Source organism: Thiothrix winogradskyi, from assembly GCF_021650935.1.
GTDB classification, from domain to species: Bacteria; Pseudomonadota; Gammaproteobacteria; order Thiotrichales; family Thiotrichaceae; genus Thiothrix; species Thiothrix winogradskyi.
In genome coordinates this window covers 1849295-1866422 of sequence record NZ_CP091244.1, presented here as the reverse complement: position 1 = coordinate 1866422, position 17128 = coordinate 1849295, and the positions used below count along the sequence as shown (strand labels likewise).

Annotated in this window: 24 protein-coding genes, 1 tRNA gene and 1 pseudogene; 13 read left to right on the top strand and 13 right to left on the bottom strand. The window is 50.8% G+C overall.

All coding sequences use genetic code 11. From position 1 onward, the window contains the following. The first annotated feature begins 44 nt into the window (after positions 1-44). The 4 genes from L2Y54_RS09465 (at position 45) to L2Y54_RS09450 (ending at position 1904) form a co-directional block, all read left to right on the top strand. Entirely contained in the window at positions 45-203 is a 159-nt protein-coding gene (locus L2Y54_RS09465; RefSeq protein ID WP_236501612.1) for a hypothetical protein, read from the top strand. A gap of 170 nt (positions 204-373) precedes the next feature. Next, a complete protein-coding gene (locus tag L2Y54_RS09460; RefSeq protein WP_236501610.1) occupies positions 374-577 on the top strand; it encodes a hypothetical protein in 204 nt (67 codons plus the stop codon). Next, entirely contained in the window at positions 571-789 is a 219-nt protein-coding gene (locus tag L2Y54_RS09455; RefSeq protein ID WP_236501608.1) for a hypothetical protein, read from the top strand. Before L2Y54_RS09460 ends, L2Y54_RS09455 begins: the two co-directional genes overlap by 7 nt. Then, positions 786-1904: a tyrosine-type recombinase/integrase gene (locus L2Y54_RS09450; protein ID WP_236501607.1), complete on the top strand. Its 1119-nt coding sequence runs from the start codon at positions 786-788 to the stop codon at positions 1902-1904. The genes L2Y54_RS09455 and L2Y54_RS09450 overlap by 4 nt, the downstream gene beginning before the upstream one ends. 251 nt (positions 1905-2155) lie before the next feature. On the opposite strand, the gene L2Y54_RS09445 is transcribed toward L2Y54_RS09450, so the two are convergent. The 4 genes from L2Y54_RS09445 to L2Y54_RS09430 all read right to left on the bottom strand — a co-directional run bounded on the left by L2Y54_RS09445 (position 2156) and on the right by L2Y54_RS09430 (position 4612). Continuing rightward, positions 2156-2341, bottom strand: a complete 186-nt coding sequence (locus L2Y54_RS09445; RefSeq protein WP_236501605.1) for a hypothetical protein — start codon at positions 2339-2341, stop codon at positions 2156-2158. After that, positions 2338-2550 carry a hypothetical protein gene (locus tag L2Y54_RS09440; RefSeq protein ID WP_236501603.1) on the bottom strand — a complete coding sequence of 71 codons (213 nt, stop codon included), beginning with the start codon at positions 2548-2550 and terminating at the stop codon, positions 2338-2340. The genes L2Y54_RS09445 and L2Y54_RS09440 overlap by 4 nt, the downstream gene beginning before the upstream one ends. A gap of 372 nt (positions 2551-2922) precedes the next feature. Then, on the bottom strand, positions 2923-3141 hold the full coding sequence (locus L2Y54_RS09435) for a type II toxin-antitoxin system HicB family antitoxin (protein ID WP_236501601.1): 219 nt from the start codon (positions 3139-3141) through the stop codon (positions 2923-2925). Positions 3142-3145: 4 nt separating this feature from the next. Continuing rightward, positions 3146-4612, bottom strand: coding sequence for a 3'-5' exonuclease (locus L2Y54_RS09430; protein ID WP_236501600.1), 1467 nt, complete (start codon positions 4610-4612; stop codon positions 3146-3148). Between the two features lie 558 nt (positions 4613-5170). Here L2Y54_RS09430 and L2Y54_RS09425 point away from each other — a divergent pair. The 9 genes and pseudogenes from L2Y54_RS09425 to L2Y54_RS21865 all read left to right on the top strand — a co-directional run bounded on the left by L2Y54_RS09425 (position 5171) and on the right by L2Y54_RS21865 (position 9107). Further along, positions 5171-5332, top strand: coding sequence for an Arc family DNA-binding protein (locus L2Y54_RS09425; protein ID WP_236501599.1), 162 nt, complete (start codon positions 5171-5173; stop codon positions 5330-5332). 77 nt (positions 5333-5409) lie between these two features. Continuing rightward, on the top strand, positions 5410-6168 hold the full coding sequence (locus tag L2Y54_RS09420; RefSeq protein ID WP_236501598.1) for a Rha family transcriptional regulator: 759 nt from the start codon (positions 5410-5412) through the stop codon (positions 6166-6168). Further along, the gene (locus L2Y54_RS09415; protein WP_236501597.1) at positions 6165-6467 is read left to right on the top strand and encodes a hypothetical protein; all 303 of its coding nucleotides are present in this window, start codon (positions 6165-6167) and stop codon (positions 6465-6467) included. Before L2Y54_RS09420 ends, L2Y54_RS09415 begins: the two co-directional genes overlap by 4 nt. 1 nt (position 6468) lies before the next feature. After that, positions 6469-6663 carry a hypothetical protein gene (locus tag L2Y54_RS09410; RefSeq protein WP_236501596.1) on the top strand — a complete coding sequence of 65 codons (195 nt, stop codon included), beginning with the start codon at positions 6469-6471 and terminating at the stop codon, positions 6661-6663. Further along, positions 6660-6896: a hypothetical protein gene (locus L2Y54_RS09405; protein WP_236501595.1), complete on the top strand. Its 237-nt coding sequence runs from the start codon at positions 6660-6662 to the stop codon at positions 6894-6896. Before L2Y54_RS09410 ends, L2Y54_RS09405 begins: the two co-directional genes overlap by 4 nt. Then, complete coding sequence (locus L2Y54_RS09400; protein ID WP_236501594.1) at positions 6897-7553, top strand: HNH endonuclease signature motif containing protein; 657 nt, start codon at positions 6897-6899, stop codon at positions 7551-7553. Then, on the top strand, positions 7550-7774 hold the full coding sequence (locus L2Y54_RS09395; RefSeq protein ID WP_236501593.1) for a hypothetical protein: 225 nt from the start codon (positions 7550-7552) through the stop codon (positions 7772-7774). Before L2Y54_RS09400 ends, L2Y54_RS09395 begins: the two co-directional genes overlap by 4 nt. A gap of 98 nt (positions 7775-7872) precedes the next feature. After that, a complete protein-coding gene (locus L2Y54_RS09390; RefSeq protein WP_236501591.1) occupies positions 7873-8130 on the top strand; it encodes a hypothetical protein in 258 nt (85 codons plus the stop codon). Positions 8131-8239: 109 nt separating this feature from the next. Further along, positions 8240-9107, top strand: a pseudogene (locus L2Y54_RS21865) (IS982 family transposase). A 254-nt stretch (positions 9108-9361) separates the two neighbouring features. Here L2Y54_RS21865 and L2Y54_RS09380 read toward each other — a convergent pair. From L2Y54_RS09380 to L2Y54_RS09340, 9 genes are all read right to left on the bottom strand, one after another. Next, positions 9362-9437: transfer RNA gene (locus L2Y54_RS09380), tRNA-Thr, on the bottom strand. A gap of 107 nt (positions 9438-9544) precedes the next feature. Next, positions 9545-11266 carry a nickel-dependent hydrogenase large subunit gene (locus L2Y54_RS09375; RefSeq protein WP_236501589.1) on the bottom strand — a complete coding sequence of 574 codons (1722 nt, stop codon included), beginning with the start codon at positions 11264-11266 and terminating at the stop codon, positions 9545-9547. 10 nt (positions 11267-11276) lie between these two features. Next, positions 11277-11717, bottom strand: coding sequence for a hypothetical protein (locus L2Y54_RS09370; RefSeq protein ID WP_236501587.1), 441 nt, complete (start codon positions 11715-11717; stop codon positions 11277-11279). Continuing rightward, positions 11714-12991, bottom strand: coding sequence for a (Fe-S)-binding protein (locus L2Y54_RS09365; RefSeq protein ID WP_236501586.1), 1278 nt, complete (start codon positions 12989-12991; stop codon positions 11714-11716). The genes L2Y54_RS09370 and L2Y54_RS09365 overlap by 4 nt, the downstream gene beginning before the upstream one ends. Further along, positions 12988-13647 (bottom strand): hypothetical protein, encoded by a 660-nt coding sequence (locus tag L2Y54_RS09360; RefSeq protein WP_236501585.1) that lies wholly within the window; start codon positions 13645-13647, stop codon positions 12988-12990. The genes L2Y54_RS09365 and L2Y54_RS09360 overlap by 4 nt, the downstream gene beginning before the upstream one ends. Continuing rightward, on the bottom strand, positions 13644-14756 hold the full coding sequence (locus tag L2Y54_RS09355; RefSeq protein ID WP_236501584.1) for a hydrogenase small subunit: 1113 nt from the start codon (positions 14754-14756) through the stop codon (positions 13644-13646). The genes L2Y54_RS09360 and L2Y54_RS09355 overlap by 4 nt, the downstream gene beginning before the upstream one ends. After that, entirely contained in the window at positions 14737-15162 is a 426-nt protein-coding gene (locus L2Y54_RS09350; protein WP_236501583.1) for a hydrogenase expression/formation C-terminal domain-containing protein, read from the bottom strand. Before L2Y54_RS09350 ends, L2Y54_RS09355 begins: the two co-directional genes overlap by 20 nt. Continuing rightward, positions 15159-15671 (bottom strand): HyaD/HybD family hydrogenase maturation endopeptidase, encoded by a 513-nt coding sequence (locus L2Y54_RS09345; protein ID WP_236501582.1) that lies wholly within the window; start codon positions 15669-15671, stop codon positions 15159-15161. Before L2Y54_RS09345 ends, L2Y54_RS09350 begins: the two co-directional genes overlap by 4 nt. Positions 15672-15793: 122 nt before the next feature. Then, the gene (locus tag L2Y54_RS09340) at positions 15794-17074 is read right to left on the bottom strand and encodes an AI-2E family transporter (RefSeq protein WP_236501581.1); all 1281 of its coding nucleotides are present in this window, start codon (positions 17072-17074) and stop codon (positions 15794-15796) included. Between the last annotated feature and the right edge of the window lie 54 nt (positions 17075-17128).

Below are 17128 nucleotides of genomic sequence, written 5' to 3'. Positions count from 1 at the left end.
ATTTTATAACTGACACCCCGCGAAAGCGGGGAAGGAAACACAAAATGAATATCGCAGAACAAATTATTATTCTGATCGGCTTATTAATAGGAGGCGCAATCGCCACGGTTGTGGGCTTAGTGCCAGACTGGGAAACCTATAAAATCATTGCAGCTTTGCTAATCGCTGTATTCGCGGTCGGCAAAATTACCTTATCCCTTTAACCAAAGCAGGGCATAGAAAAATGAAACCCGTACTTTTCATCATTGGGGTATTTGTCGGACTCGCCATAATAACCGGAATGCAATGAATATAACCCCAGCAATTTAAACCCAACCACCGCCCAGAGTGCTAAAATACTCCGGGCTTTACCCGTTTTAAAAAGGAGATTACCATGAAAAAACAAACCACAACCGCAATGCTTGATTTGGATAAACTCACTGAAGCTGCCGATTTAGCCATTGCCATCCTTGACGACCTGGAAACGGAAATCGAATGGCCTGGCGTTGCAACGGGCATGGCATACCGCGCCGCTTTGGATAATGCCAAGCAGCTAGTTAAAACATTGGAAGCAGCAGGGGAGGCAACGCCATGCTAATCAACTACGACGAGCTAAAAACCCACGTAGGCGGCAACAACCGCCGCCAAGTCATCGCCAACCTAGAAAAGATGCGCGTAAAGTTCCTACTAAGACCCGATGGCAAACCCATCACCACCATCGGCGCGTTTGAAGCGGCGCTCAAAATCAACCGCAAATACCGCCACACCGACACCGAACTCAACGACGCACCCCAAACGGTAGAACTATGACCCGACCCCGCCGCCTCAAAACCGCCTACAACATCCGCTACGTCCACGAAGCCAACGGGCGCATCGTCTACCGCCCACACCTCACCCCAGCGGAAAAGGAGGTGCTCCCCTACGACAAGGGGGGCTTCCTCCGCCCACCCATCGCCCTGGGCAGGGCAGGCGACCCACCCGACGACATCTACGCCGCCTACTTGAAGGCGCGTGAATCCATGCGCCTGCAAAGCGCCCACGCCCGCAACACCCTCGGCTGGATAGTCGAGCGCTACATGGAATCCCGCGAATTCATCACCCTCAGCCCCAAAAGCCAAAAGAATGCCGACATACTCAAACGCATCCTCCAGCACCCCCTCAAGATCAACGGCGAAGACAGCACCCTCGCCGCGCTGCAAGTCCGCACCCTCGACCAACCGCTACTGCACCAAATCGCCGCCAAACGCCTCGACGACTACCAATCCCGCGAACGCAAGGGCGTGGTCATGGTCAACCGCGAAACCACCTTTCTCAGCACCGCCATCACCTGGGCAATCAACTTCATCCCCGACCTGGGCATAAAGGCCAACCCCCTAAGCCGCTTCAAAAAATACAAAGAAACCCCCGTATCCCGCTACGTCACCGACGCGGAATACCAGACCCAACTCGAAATAGCCGCCACCATCCGCCCCTGGCTACCCGCACTGTTTGAACTCACCTACCTGTTAGCCACACGCGGCTGTGAAACGCTGGATATACGCCTGAGTGACATCACGGAAGAGGGCATCAAGACCCGCCGCACCAAAGGCAGCCGCTCCAACATCATCACCTGGTCGGAACGCCTGCGCGAAGCCGTCCGCGCCGCCAAAGCACTCCACCAAACCGACAAACAAACCGTGCGTGACCCATACCTGATCTGCAAACGCAACGGCGAAGCCATCACCACCGAAGGCGTGAACACCTACATGCAAACCCTCAAGCAGAAAATGGAAGCCACCGAATTGGGGGAAATCTACTGGAACTTGCACCTCATCAAAGCCAAGGGCATCTCAGATAGTGATAGCAAACACATCGCCGGTCACAAAACCGAAGCCATGCGCAACCGCTACGACCGCAACATTCCCAGCCACACCCCCAGCAAATAATCTTAATTACCGTTAGCCCTGTTTTGACATAAAACCGTCTAATGTTATAGTGACAAAAGAAAGGGCAGGGCAAGGGCTAACCGGATTTCCTATCCGGTTCACTTTTTTTCCTAAACGCCGTTTTTCCTTTTCCTAACGATAGGTTTTTCTTATCTTTACTTGCTTGATTCAGAAAGATTTTTATACTGATTACTAATCAGCCGTTTTGATGCAATTTCACGCACTACGCGCTTTTGCATTCTCCAGAAAAATTACACCCGTGGTATCCCCAAATCTTGGCAAATCTTCCACGCCAACGGGTCAACAATCTCCCGATGGCGCGGAACAGCAGAGCGGGTATTTAATTCAGGATTCCACCACCAAGAATGATTGCTACCTTCACGCTTGAGTTCGCGGCCGTGCTGGAGCAAGTGCCGCAACAAATCCAGCCGCTTCATGCAGCAAGGCTGACTTCGCGGTATCCTGCTTTCGCGGCTGACCTTGCATCAGCGCGGTTCATCTCAATGGCCTCCACCAGCACCTCACGCAAAGACGCAAGCAGGGCAGCTTCTGACTTCTCTTGGGCATTCACACCGGGTATTTCCTCCACCCAGCCGTACCACCATTCCCCATCGGTTTGGATCAAAGCATTGTATTGTTGAATCATCACTCACCACCTAAGCATCGAAACACCTGCCCAGTGTAGCACTGCCTCATAATAAGGCAATCAACCCCGCGCCTAACCTTTCCCCACCACCATCCCGCGCCAACCCTCGAAATGGGCGCAATGACAAAAACACCCTCGTGCTGTTATCATTAAACCGCTGTCGGTCGATCAGTTGATCGGCCTCTTATGACGGTTTCGCCGCCCCGTACCATGAGCCGTGCTTGTTACCGCAAGCCGGAATCACGGGCGGTTGCTGCTTTGCCGTCACCTGATGGATCGCGTAACCCATCAGGGGTTTTATCACTGAGCCGTCAGCACGGTAATGCTGGCGGTATCAGTGACTCCCAATTCAATACCCACCAAAACCCCACCTCAAGCAGCCAACGGCACTTCCACAAACACACCCTTGGAAACCAGGGCAGGCAAGCGCCCACCACCTTCCGCCAAATCTTCCAAATGAAACTGAATAGCCTCTTGAATCAACTCCAGCACTTCCGCCTCAGTCTCACCCACCGCGATGCAGCCGGGCAAATCTGGCACAGACGCGCCGTAGCTGGTTTCACCTTGCTCAATCACCACCATGTAACGCATAACCTTACTCCTTCAATTTTTTTGTTATTCTTCGTTTTTTTATATTTAAAAGCTCTATATAAATTATCCCCGCCGTTAGCGCATCATCATGTGCACGATGAAGATTAACCCCCTCCATTCCAAAATAGAAAGCTAAGTTCCCTAACTTATAACTTGTTAAATTTGGAAGCTTATCGCGAGCAATAGCCAAAGTATCAATAAAACGGTTATTCATGACAAATCCATATTCATCAGCATAACGCCTCAAAAACCTTTCATCAAAACTTTTATTGTGGACAACAATATCAATATCAGCTACAAATTCTATAAATCTCGGAAACACATCTGACATCAATGGCTTTCCAATCAACATGCTATTCGTAATGCCATTCACTTTTGAAGCATAATAAGGTATTGGTTTATCGGTATAAACCAATCCTCCAAATTTTCTTTTTGGATAACTATCCTCAAACAGAATAGCAGCAATCTCAATTATTTCATCGGACGCTGAAAACCCAGTAGTCTCAATATCAACTGCAATAAACCTTCCACCGCGCCTAACCTTCCTGACATTATTCTTATTACTTATAGTGTAATCATGTTGTTTGTTATGGCATACCACGCATAATGTCACCAAATTGGCATGACTGTGCGTTCCGCCATGCTCAAGATGTATAATATGATGAACCTCAAGCCCTCTGTTCTTATAGGTCTCTCCGCAAATCATGCACTTATAACCATCCCTCTTGAGAATAGACTGATTAAGATTCTTGCGCTCTTCCTCTGGAAGCCTATCAACAATACAGTCATCCCTCATGATAAGACTAAAATGGTATGCCCTCAGTAATTTAGCTATCCATGCTACACCGAAAGATATAATCTCTCCCGTATTCACATTCTCTGCACTTCTCTTGCACAGCAACTCTCTTGCCTCAATCTTTTCATAAACTATAGACTCAATCCAGCATAGCATCTTATCAGAAATATAATTTTCTCTATTTTTTATAAACTCATCGCGTTCATTTATGAAAATTTCACGATCTTTAATAAACATATTTATTTTTTTATCATAAGAGCATTTTGCTATAGCGAACTTGCTATCAAACATAGAAGCTTCATCATTAGCCCTAGACTCCATGTCAAATAATGAACGATATATTCCTTTTAAGAATCCCTCGCTTTTCCTTACTTCATATTTTACTTGACGCATAATATCGTCAGGATCAGGCTCTAACGGAGGAACTGGCAACCTTTCTAACGAATAACTCCCTTTTGCAATCTCATATTCATAGTTTGATTCAACTATCTCATACTGATACTCATCAATTATTGATTTTACGGTAAAAACACCCCAATCACCTGACTTGCTTATCTTTCCAAATTTTATTAAATCAGTAATACATCGTTGGCATATGGACATATCATCCGTTACAAACCTTGTAACAATGTTATTAAGGCAAATATAACAGAAACCACGCCTATTAGATTGCATGACGACACCCCCATTTAGCAAAGACCTAACGCCCCAATAAAAACCTCACACGCCGCCTATCACCCTCAGCATCACAAGCACTCCCAATGCTTGCTACTCCGCTGACACGGAAACACCTTCGTTCCTTCTAGCGACTTGCGCACAAATTTATACTTGTGCCTGCGAAACAAATAAATCAATGCCTCAAGCATCATCCACCCCCAAGCTCTCTACGAATCAACTCAATAACTTCAGCCCGCTGCGCCGCCGTCAACCCCTCACTACCACCTAACCCACTGATATTTTCGGAAAGCCCAAATTTGGACTCCTCAAGGGTAGCCTCTAGCCGCATCATAATTTCGGCATGTAATGAGCGATTGCCAGCCTTAGCAAAGGCTTCAAGCCTAGCTCTTATCGCTGGGTCAATCCGTAAAGAATAGGGTGCTGGTCTAATATCTGAGTTCATTTGATGATATTCACGTTGTAGTCAAAAAGATGCAAGAAATACTTTGGATGCTTATTGACTACAATACCAATAAGAAATACTATGGATTCATGTTGAATACATGGGAGTCAATTATGAACAAAGAAGCACGCCAACCACCAACGTCAGTGCGCCTACAGCAGGAAGTGCGGGAATGGTTGGTTCAGCGAGCAAAGAAAGGGGATCGAAGCATGAATGCCGAGATCAATCGAATTCTCAAGCAGGTGATGGGAGGCGAAGCAGCAAGGGAACAATAGGAAATAAGTTAATCAGGGCAAAGGGTGGTGACACACCCAAAGCCCCTAACCATTCACACATTTTGGAGATAGAGATCATGGCTACGACAAATAGTAACACACAAGTAATTGCACCAGAACTGCTAGTCAAAGACGGGCAAGTATTCTGCACCAGCCTGCAACTGGCGCACCATTTCGACAAAGAACACAAGCATGTCATTCGCGACATCGAAGAGCAGATTGCAAAGATTCAAGCCGGGCGGCACGCAGGCAAAGAAGCCCACATGTTCCAGATCGACACATACCCCGTCATCAACAATCTGGGGCACAAGGTCAACAAACCCCTGTACATGCTCAACCGTGCTGGCTTCATCAAACTGGTCAACGGCTACAACGGACAAAAAGCCTCCGACATCCAAATGGACTACATCGAAGCCTTCGACGCAATGGAAGCCGCGCTGCTGGGCAAACCCAAACCCGCAGTGGAGCGCATCAGCGCCACCCAAATGAACCACCTCGCGGTATTAATGGCGCAAATCGAACGCAACTTCCACGTACCACGCCCCGCGTCACATGCCGCCTACGCCGCACTGCGCAACGCCTTCGAGGTAGAAAGCACCATCCAAAACCTACCCGCCACGCAATTCAACAACGCCTTGGCAATGACCTTGGCAATGGAAAAAGCCGCGTTCGCCTTCAAATGCATGGTCATGGATGTCGAGAAAAAGTTCGTGCGCGAAGTCATCCGCAACGGCAACGGCTTCGACCGCGCCAGCTACGAAGCCGACTTTGACGAAGGCATCGCCAAAATCGTCGCCACCCGCCAACAACAACTGGCATGGGGGATGGCAGCATGAACGACAACACCGCAAAAGTACTAATGGTCGCCATCCTTGGTGCAACCGCCGTTGGCTTGATGTTCGCCATAGGGTCAGCCAAAGCCGAAAGCCAACCGCTCGACGTCAAGCTCATCAGCGACCACCCCTACAGCAGCGCCTGCGCCACCCGCGCCGACCAACTGCGCAAAAAAGGGCAGGGCTTACGCATCGCCTGCGACTGCGACCCAGCCGCCACCATGTGCTGGGCATTCGACACCCACGGCAACATCATCGCCTGGAAACACACTGATACAATCACCGTAGCAACCGGGGAATAACATGATCACCAAGCAACAACTTCTACAACAAATTGCCGAATCCGCCGACCAACTGCGCACCTTCACCAGCGAAACCGGCTACAGCATGATCGACCTCACCGCAGACGAAGCGCTCTACATCGAAAAGCTCTACTGCGACATCCAAGTAAACGTCAAAGCCCTAGCCGAAAAAATGGCAAGCGAGGTAACAGCATGAAAAACAAACTCGTCGACCTAAACAACCACCTCTTTGCCCAACTGGAACGGCTAGGGGATGAAGACCTGAAAGGGGACGCACTCGCCAGCGAGATCGAGCGCAGCCGCGCCATCACCGGCGTTGCCAAACAGCTCGTGCAAATCGGTCAACTCGCCCTGGATGCGGAAAAGTTCAAGCAAGAACATTCCGCAACCCCCGTTACAAACCTGCCCGAAATGTTGGAATCCAAATAAATGACAGCCAGCCACAACCAGTGGCTGGACAAAAAGCTCAGGGACGAGCTTGGGATTCCAGCACACTTAGAGAAAACCTACACCACCCGGCAATTGCTCTTCGTCAGCAACAACCGCCACCTACCACGCGCCGAACTCACCCGCCAATACAACCAAACCTTCGGCACAAACATCCCCAGGACGCAACTCCAATCCCTCTGCAAACGCCACGGCTGGCAAACAGGGAATGACGGGCGCTTTCAGCGTGGTCAGGAAACATGGAACAAAGGCAAGAAAGGCTTGCAACTCAGCAACGGCAAAGGCTGCTTCAAAACGGGCAACACCCCGCACACCTCGCGCCCCGTTGGCAGCACCCGCACCAGGGAAGGCTACCAATGGACAAAAGTCGCCGAACCCAACCAATGGCGAACCACGCACCGGCTAATCTGGGAACAAGCCCACGGCAAAATCCCCAAAAGCCACACCCTAAAATTCCTCGACGGCGACAAAGCCAACATCACCTTAAGCAACTTGGCGCTAGTGTCCCGCGCTGAACTAGCCCAACTCAACCGCAACCACTACGACACAGCACCCAACGACCTAAAACCAACCGTCATGCTAATCAGCAAACTCGAAACCAAACACCACCAACACGCCCGGAACGGAGGCACAACATGAGCAACATCATTCTAGACAAGCAAGACCTTGCCAACCGCGTCAAAAACATGGTACGACTAATGGCAGAAGTGTCCGGCGAAATGGAATATTTCGGCGGACTCAACAAAGACTACACCAACAAAGCAAGGGAACTAGCCAACGCCGCCGCCATAGCATGGGAATGGCACGAAACCATCCAAGCAGACGCAGGCAGCACAACACCCCCCAACCCGCCGCGTTGAGAGGCGACCCGCACGGGCGGTGGTTGGATGACCACCGCCTTTTTTGTCGCTGGCGTTAGCATCTTATTTCAATTTCCTTATTTTTGAGATGACCAGAAATGAATAAATCATTTAATCCTAATGAGGATTTTTACCGCAACCGGACATTTGTTGATGCCTGCCAAACCTGCGCGAACAGGGAGAGCATCTACCGAGCCGCCGAACCTCACAAAAAGTACCCAAAAAATCACCAAATCAGCTTGAAAGACCGGGTGCATCCATACGATCAGGAACAAAACGACTGGGTTATTTATGATCCTCATGAGGACGTGTGTAGCCGCATGATTTTGAGGGCAATCGACCCGCTTTCCGCGTAGCCGCTAACACTATGCTAACCTGAGTTCGGGATAAGGTAAGGCGCAGCCTTTCATGGGAGAATGTGAGTAACCACACACAACATTGACCCCACCAAAGGCTGCTACTGAGATGCTAACACGGTTATTCTGTGCCATTGACGATTTTTGTCAGGACTTTCATCCCGAATGGAACAAAACGTTATTGACCCCGAAAGGCGGGCATCGTCGTCGCCACAGTGGTCTTGGCGATAGTGAAATCATGACGATTTTGGTGCATTACCACCAAGTGGGGTATCGTACTTTCAAGTGGTATTATGAGCGTCATGTCAAAGTATTTCTTAAGGGTCATTTCCCGCAACTCCCTAGTTATCAACGTTTTATTGAGTTAATGCCGCGTGTTCTTTTGCCACTAACCCTGTTTATGCAGCAACGCTGTGAAACGGGGCGAGGTATTGCCTTCATAGACTCTACCCCCTTGAAAGTCTGTGAAAATTTGCGTATTCCACGTCATCACACCTTTCGCAAAGACGCAGGCGGGGTAAATCGTCAACAGGCTGGTTTTATGGGTTCAAACTTCATTTGGTCGTGGATGACTGCGGCAATATTTTATCGTTTGCCATTACTTCGGGTAATACCGATGACCGTAAGCCCGTTCCACGTTGCTGAAAAAAGTGGTCGGCAAAGTCTTTGGTGATCGTGGCTACATTTCCAAGGCATTGACAGAATCGTTGGCAGAGCAAGGGGTTGAATGGATTACCTCGCTGAAGAAAAACATGAAACCCGTGGCGCGTGACACGTTCGATACACTGATGTTGCGTAAACGGAGCATCATCGAAACCATCAATGATCAGTTGAAAAATATTTCACAAATTGAGCATTCACGCCACCGTTCACTCACTAACTATATGATTAACATCATTGCTGGCTTGGTGTCATATGCCTATCAAGATAAAAAACCAGCACTGGATTTAAAAACATCAGCATTGGTTGTGATCTAAATTGAGGGATGGCTTATCCCGAACTCAGGTTATGCTAGGAAGCCAAATGTCCGCCTAGCGCGTCCTAAGCCGACAAATACAGCCCCTGATCAAAAGCCCACCCCGCGTGGGCTTTTCCATGCCTTACCACTATCGCATCTCGCTCGATGTCGGAACAGGACAAACCAACACAATCATTTTCCTAAACCACCAGCACATTTTCCTAAACGACAGGCGAAAAAAAAGGGCTGTATCGCTACAACCCTTTATCTTATTGGTGCCGGCACCACGAATCGAACGCGGGACCTACTGATTACAAGTCAGTTGCTCTACCAACTGAGCTACGCCGGCTTGGGAGACGCGAATATTATAGAATCATTTCAGACGATGCAACTATTTTTTTGTGCACTTACTACTCTAATCTATGAGCGTTCTAGTAACACCGACCAACGGTATTATTACTGCACATTCACCTTAATCAACTCTTCGCCATCCGGGTCAGTCACATGCACTGCGCAGGCAATGCACGGGTCAAAACTGTGAATAGTGCGCAAAATCTCCACCGGCTGCTTCGGATCATGCAACACATGACCTTGCAATGACGCTTCATACGCCCCCGCTTGATTTTGCACATCACGCGGCCCCGCATTCCAGGTACTCGGCACGACAGCCTGATAGTTGGCAATCTTCTGATCCTTGATCACAATCCAATGAGCCAGCGCACCACGCGGGGCTTCCATGTAACCCACACCTTGCGCTTTGGAAGGCCAGCTCGACGGTTCCCACAAGGTTTCGTTGAAGGTTTTGGTATCGCCCGCCTTGATATTGGCAATCAAATGGTCGAACCAAGTCTGCATCTTGTCAGCAATGATCTTGGTTTCCAGCGTGCGAGCAGCCGTGCGCCCCATCGTGGAATACAGCGCGTCCACCGGCACATCCAGATACTTCAGGGTGTAATCGACCAGCGATTTAGTGTGTTCGTGCCCAGTGGCATACAACATCAACACCCGCGCCAATGGCCCCACTTCGACCGCCTGTCCTTTCCAGCGCGGTGATTTCATCCACGAATACGATTGATCGACTTCCAGTTGCTTGTATGGCGGTTTAGGGCCGGTGTAATTCAACTCGGTTTCGCCCGCGTAAGGGTGCAAACCTTTGTCCTTACCCTCGCTGTAGTCGTACCAAGAGTGCGCGACGAATTCCTGAATCTGGTCTTCCGCATTCAAATCCACCGGATGGATTTTCGACAAATCGCGGTTGAGAATAACGCCGGAAGGAATCAGGAACGACGCAGGGTCATCCATGCCTTTTTCAGGGAAATCGCCATAGGTCATGAAATTGCCCAAGCCTTCACCCTGCTTGAACCAATCCTTGTAGAAACTGGCAATCGCCAACGTATCCGGCACGTAGACCTGATCGACGAATACCTGCATTTTCTTAATGATGTCCTGCACTTGCGACAGGCGTTTCATATTGAGGGCAGAATCGGAATTCAGGTCAATCGGGCAAGGCACGCCACCGACGAGGAAGTTAGGATGCGGATTCTTACCACCGAAAATGGTGTGCAATTTCACCACATCGCGCTGCCATGCAAGGGCTTCGAGGTAATGTGACACTGCCATCAGATTGGCTTCAGGTGGCAGTTTGTAGGCGGGATGCCCCCAATACGCCTTGGCGAAAATACCCAACTGCCCCGCTTCAACAAACTTTTTCAGTTTGGCTTGTTGGTCAGAGAAATAACCCGGCGTGGAGTTCGGCCAGTGCGGGGAAATCTTTTGCGCCAACTCAGAAGTGGCTTTGGGATCGGCACTGAGTGCGGATACCACGTCCACCCAATCGAGCGCGTGCAAATGGTAGAAGTGCATCACATGGTCATGCACGTATTGCGCCGCAATCATCAGGTTGCGGATCAGTTGCGCATTGGGCGGAATGCTGTAATTCAGCGCATCTTCCACCGAGCGCACCGAGGCAATGCCATGCACCAGCGTACACACGCCGCAAATACGTTGCGCATAAGCCCAAGCGTCACGCGGGTCACGCCCACGCAGGATGATTTCAATACCGCGTACCATTGTCCCGGCGGAATACGCCTGTTCGATGGTGTTACCGTTCATTTGCGCTTCGATGCGTAAGTGACCTTCGATGCGGGTGATAGGGTCGACAACGACACGTTCAGTCATTTCAGTATCCTCAAATGTCGTTCAGGAATTGCTCAAGGAGGCGATACTGTGCTTCGCTTTCCTCGTGCATGGATTCGTCGGAGGCATCAATGTGCCCACAAGTACGTGCCATCCGTGCATTGACGGCGGCTTCCCACGCGGGTGCTTTGGCCTGCTTGTCAGGGGCAACTAACGCAGTGGCAGCACGGGCAACAAAATAACCTGCCTGTGCCTGCCAATCGCTGTCCGAACCGCAGCGGGTATGGCTATCGAGCGCGGCGGCTTTGGCTTGCTTGAAGGCTACGGCGAGTTCATCGGCAGTGGTGTCTTCGTTGGCAGCAGCATCCACCACTTTGGTTACGGCGGGGTTGAGTGCCAACACGTTGCGCACAAAAGCTGCACCGACACGGCGTTGCTGCGGCAAATCCAGCTTATCAAGTGCCTGTTTGAAATCGGCGTCGTTGGTGATCATGCTGCACCTCCCTTACGTTCGACCAAGTGTTCAGCAATCATTTCGGTCAAGCCCAACACGGGGATGTCCATTTGGTTAACTTCCATGCCTTCTTCCAACTGGATGCGGCAGTTGGCGCACGCAGTCACCAGCGTATCCACATGCAATTCGTCCAGTTGCTTTTTCTTGCGCTGGAAGGCTTTCATTTTCACTTCTTCAGCGTCTTCGTTGGCACTCACGCCACCGCCTGCGCCGCAGCACCAGTTCAGCGTGCCATGATCCGCCATTTCCACGAAGTTTTTCGCCACCATATTCAGCAGATTGCGCGGCTGTTCGACCACGCCACCACGACGTACCAATTGGCACGGGTCGTGGAAGGTGAGTTTGGATTCCTCGAAGCCTTCGGTTTGTAGCAAACCTTCTGCCCGTAGTTCGTCCAACACTTCAACAATGTGTTTGGCAGCAAAGGTGTAAGGGCGACCGATTAGATTAGGCCCATCCCAACGCAACGCGGTGTAAGCGTGACCGCATTCGGGGCTAATCACCGTTTTGACTTTGAGCTTTTCGGCAGCCGCCACAACCCGGCTAACCAGTTCCCGCGCAATGTCGGACGAACCGATTTGGATGCCGGAGTTGGTAGCTTCAAAGCATTCGCTGCTCAGAGTCCAAGTTTTGCCTGCATTGGTGAGGATTTTGGCAACCGCCCCCAAGTATTCGGGGTAGTTCATGATTTCCATCGAGGACAGCATTAGCAGGTATTCCGCGCCTTCCTTGTCGAAAGGCACTTCCAGACCGCTGGATTTTTCCAGATGGCGGACTTGCGCTTGCAAGGCGGGGAGTTTTACCCCCATGGGGCTACCGATTTGTACCGCACGGGTGGATGCACCAATTAAGCCTTCCGGCGCGTGACCGGAAGCCACCATGCCTTCGCGCATCTTGCGAATCATATAGGTAATGTCATTGCCGACCGGGCAAATCAGGGTGCAACGTCCGCACAAGGAACAGTTGTTGTAAACCAGTTCCTGCCATTCGGCGAGTTCCGCATCGGTGACAGGTTTGCTCAACCCCAGCTTGGCTTTGAGCTTGCCGATCAAGGTGTATTCCTGTTCCCACACGCGCCGCAACGGTTCGAGTTTGTAGATCGGCGTAAAGCGTGGCTCAGGGTTTTCGGTGTAGAACAAGCAGGCTTCCGCACACATCCCGCACGATACGCACGAGCTGAAGAAACTGGCCATAGGCGCATCAATCTGCGCTTTGAAAGCATTGATGCCGCGTTCGAGTGTTAACGTACTCATGATTTCACCCCCCGCAATCCCATCGAAGCCCCGTTATACCAGCGTGACAGGAACACCGTGAAAGTGTGCATCAGCTTGGTGAATGGGAACACGATCAGCAAAATTTCCACGCTCAAAATATGCAGCCCCAGCATCATCTGTGGCGACAACAACAAATGGTGGTAAGCCATGTAGCCCGTCAGCAACGGCACAAACGTCACCGCCCACGCCACGTAATCACCGGGACTGGAGAGGAAGCGTTTCACCGGATGTTGCAAGCGATGGATCAGCACCACCACCAACGCAATCATGGTAACAACTGCAAACGCATCCACCACGGGCGTGGACAAGTTAGGCCAGCCGAAGCCAAGTACGCTTTTAAACACTTCCACATGCGCTGCCAGCAAAAAGATCACCACAAACAAACCAATGTGGAACACATAACCCGCCACAATGGTAAGCATTGAGCGCTGAAACGTTGCCTTATCCGGCACAGAACGGCGGAAAATTTCACGTAATCCGCCTTGCATCGGGTCGCCCTTCGGCACGGCGTAATTCACTTTTCTACCCAACGACAGGATTTCAAACAGGCGCAGCACTAACCCCGCCACAAAGATAAACAGGGCAATACTGAAAGCAGGGCCTTTGACCCATTGCAGGAACTCAACTTCGTTCATGATCCTGACTCCTGATTCAATTCCTCAACGGTCACGGTTTGGTGTGAACTTGCCGCCTCCGTTTTGGATTTTTTGTTCATCGCACCGATGGCAACCCCGGCAGCAATACCGGCGGCAGCGGCATACACCACGTTCTGCCCCGATGCGCCCGTAGGAATGGACAATGCCTTGTAAAAGCCACCGAAATCCCAGAAGTTGGGTTCGGAACAGCCGATGCAACCATGCCCGGATTCAATCGGGAAGCTCGTGCCATCGTTCCATTTGGTGGTGGCGCAAGCGTTGTAGGTTACAGGCCCTTTGCAACCGAGTTTGTACAAACACCAGCCTGCTTTCGCGCCTTCGTCATCAAAGGTTTCCGCAAACAGGCCGCGATCGTAAAACGGACGGCGGTAGCAACGGTCGTGGATGTTTTGCCCGTAAAAAGCCTTCGGACGCCCCAAGCTATCCAATTCGGGCAGCCCGAAGGTTAGGAAATGGGCAATCACGCCGGTAATCACCACCGGAATCGGCGGGCAACCGGGGACGTTGATAATCGGTTTGTCTTTAATAATGTCGGATACGGACACCGCCCCCGTTGGATTCGGATCAGCCTTCGGCAAACCACCGTAGGCAGAACACGTGCCGACCGCAATAATGGCAGCAGCACCAGCGGCGGCTTCTTTCAACATATCCAGATTGCTGATGCCCGCAATGGTGGAGTAACCGGGGTTATCCAGCGGAATCGAGCCATCCACCACCAGCACGTATTTACCGTAGTGTTCCTTCATCGCCTCTTCACGCGCGTGTTCGGCAGCATCGCCCGAAGCGGCTTGCAAGGTGTGATGGTAATCCAAGGAAATCGCGTCAAAGATCAGCCCTTCAATGCTAGGGCTGTGCGAACGGGTTAAGGATTCGGTGCAACCCGTGCATTCCTGAAAGGATAACCAGATCACCGAAGGGCGTTTTGCTTGTTCAAGGGCAGCGGCGATTTTCGGAATCATCGCCGGAGCTAAAGCCATACTGGAAGCCAGCAGGCCACAGAATTTCAGGAAACCCCGCCGCGAAATACCCTGCGAGCGCAGGTGTTCGCCTAGGGTTTGCTCATAAGGACTAGGTGTTTGCATCCTCATTATTGTCTTCCTCCATCGCCAGAATTGTGGTCATTGCCGCCAAGCCTTCCTTAATGTCGTCGCATTGGGAACGCAAGATTTCCGGCACATGACCAATTTCGATGAAATAACCGATACGTTTGTCGTTGTCGTCAAAGTGTTCAATGCGCCAGATACCCGCGTAACCGCTTTCGCGCAACCGGGTTTTGCCCAGCACATTGAGAGTAAGGTCGATTTCGCCTTCGCCCAGAAACTCATCCAGAGCAGCGTATTCCTGTGGGGAGAACGGCAAGCTGTGCAAGTCGATCATGCCGTGCGTGCCGTGTACGATTAAGTCGCTGAGAGCTTGGCGGATTTCGTGCATGACGGGGCGCAAATTGCCGGTAGCAACGGTTTCAGTGTGAACAGGAATAGCGTTTAAACTCATGAAACTATCTCCAACTTAGGTGCGTGATGGGAGATGCAGGGTGGGTGCGCTGCAAACTCCCACTTTTGTAAGATATTAGCAGCCAGACGACCTGCCAACGGGATATTGTGTTTGACTTTGAAAGTAGGTTGTTCACCCCACCCAAACGTTTGGTATTGAATCCCGACCAAAGCGCGGTGTGGCGGCAAATGCCCGGTCAGACGGGCAATGTCCATCAAATCCAGTAAACCGACTTCGTGCGCACTGCGTTTGGCTGTGCCGAGAAAATGATCCATCGCCTCATTTTCATAGCAACACAACGTACCGGGCCTGGCGTGTAGCTCTACCGCATCCAACACCAATAAGTGATCATGTTCCTCAATATCGCTGGCAAGGGTAAAGCTCAGCGTCCCGCCATCCAGATACGTCACATCCGGGAATGCCGGAAAATGTTTCTGCATAAAACGCAGGAGGTGGATACCAATTCCCTCGTCTTGCAACAGACTATTGCCAATACCTAATACCAACATGATTAACCACTTATTATTTCGTTGCCACCAGCAGCATTGTGCAGGCTTTCACTGCACCAAGTTTGACATGGGTCAACACAAACCGGCATCAGGCAAACAAGTAGGCCAAACCTTGACTTTAGTTAGGAAAGTGGCGGTTTCCGGTAACGAATCGCATGACCAAACAAGTAAATGCACACCGGCAAACCCAATATTAACCCCCAAATGCCGAACAGCTTGCCCCCCACGGTGAGGATAATCAGCACAATTACCGGGTTCACTCGCAACCGCGCCCCGTAAATGAGCGGATTCAGCGCGTACCCCTCCACCAAGTGGATAAGAGTAATCAAGGCAATGCTCAACAACATCAAATTCAACCCGCCCATATTTAATGCAATCAAGCAGATAGGGATAGAACTGATAAATACGCCCGCCACCGGCACAAAACTAAACAGGAACACCAACACCGATAAGAACGCCATGTGCTCACCCATACCTAACACATGCAAACCAATCGCCGTCAACACCGTATTCACGCACGCAATGTAAAACTGCGCCTGCATCGCGTGACCGAGCACCTTGCCAAATTGGTAAATATTGTCGGCAACCTCCACATAAATGAACCGCAAGCGGGTGTTTTCCAAATCGCGCACACTGGCTGCCAAATGCGGCAAATCCAACACAATTAAAAACCCAAACAATAGCGCCAATAAAAATGTCGTCAGGATTGCTAAGGCTTGACGGCTGAGATTCGTGAGCTGATCCAACGCGACTTTCACTGCCTCGCGACCATCGACCGACTTTTCTTTGCTGGTCAATAATTCCACCAACAAACCCGTGGGCGACTGGCTAAAGGTGCGTTGTACGGCGGGGGATTCTGCCACACTGCCAGCGATAACAACCCCATTTTGTACGGGCGGCACTGGCGGTGGCGATGCTGCCCACTCAGGGATGCCCGGATTCTGTGGCGTGGATGCAGGCGGGCGGCGTAATTCTGGGATAGCCTCTTGCAACAAAGGGTAACGTTCCGCCAGATTCAGCACTTCCGTATCAATGGTTTCCATGTACACGAAAAAGCCTTTGGCAAATCCGGTGGCTTGCTGATAAACCTTCGGAGCCAAAAACAAACTGACCGTGATGATCGCCCCCAGAAACAACGATCCTACCAAGATCACCACCGGCACACGCAGCCACCGCATTCGCCGCGTTAACACATCCACAATCCCCGATTGCAGGTAAGCAAACACAAATGTCAGAAAAATCAGGGCAAAAAAGGAACTGAGCAAGGTCAGCAAACCGAGAATAATTCCCCATACCACCAAGCGGGTTAACAGCGGCAATACGTGTTCCCAGCGCAAGGGCGCTTGACGGGGTATCGGGCTAGGCAACAACCCCACATTACTATTGTCATTATCGGGTAGCATCCATCAATTCTCGGCAAGGGTTAAAGTGATGCAGTGTATCACTTTCGTGTTAAA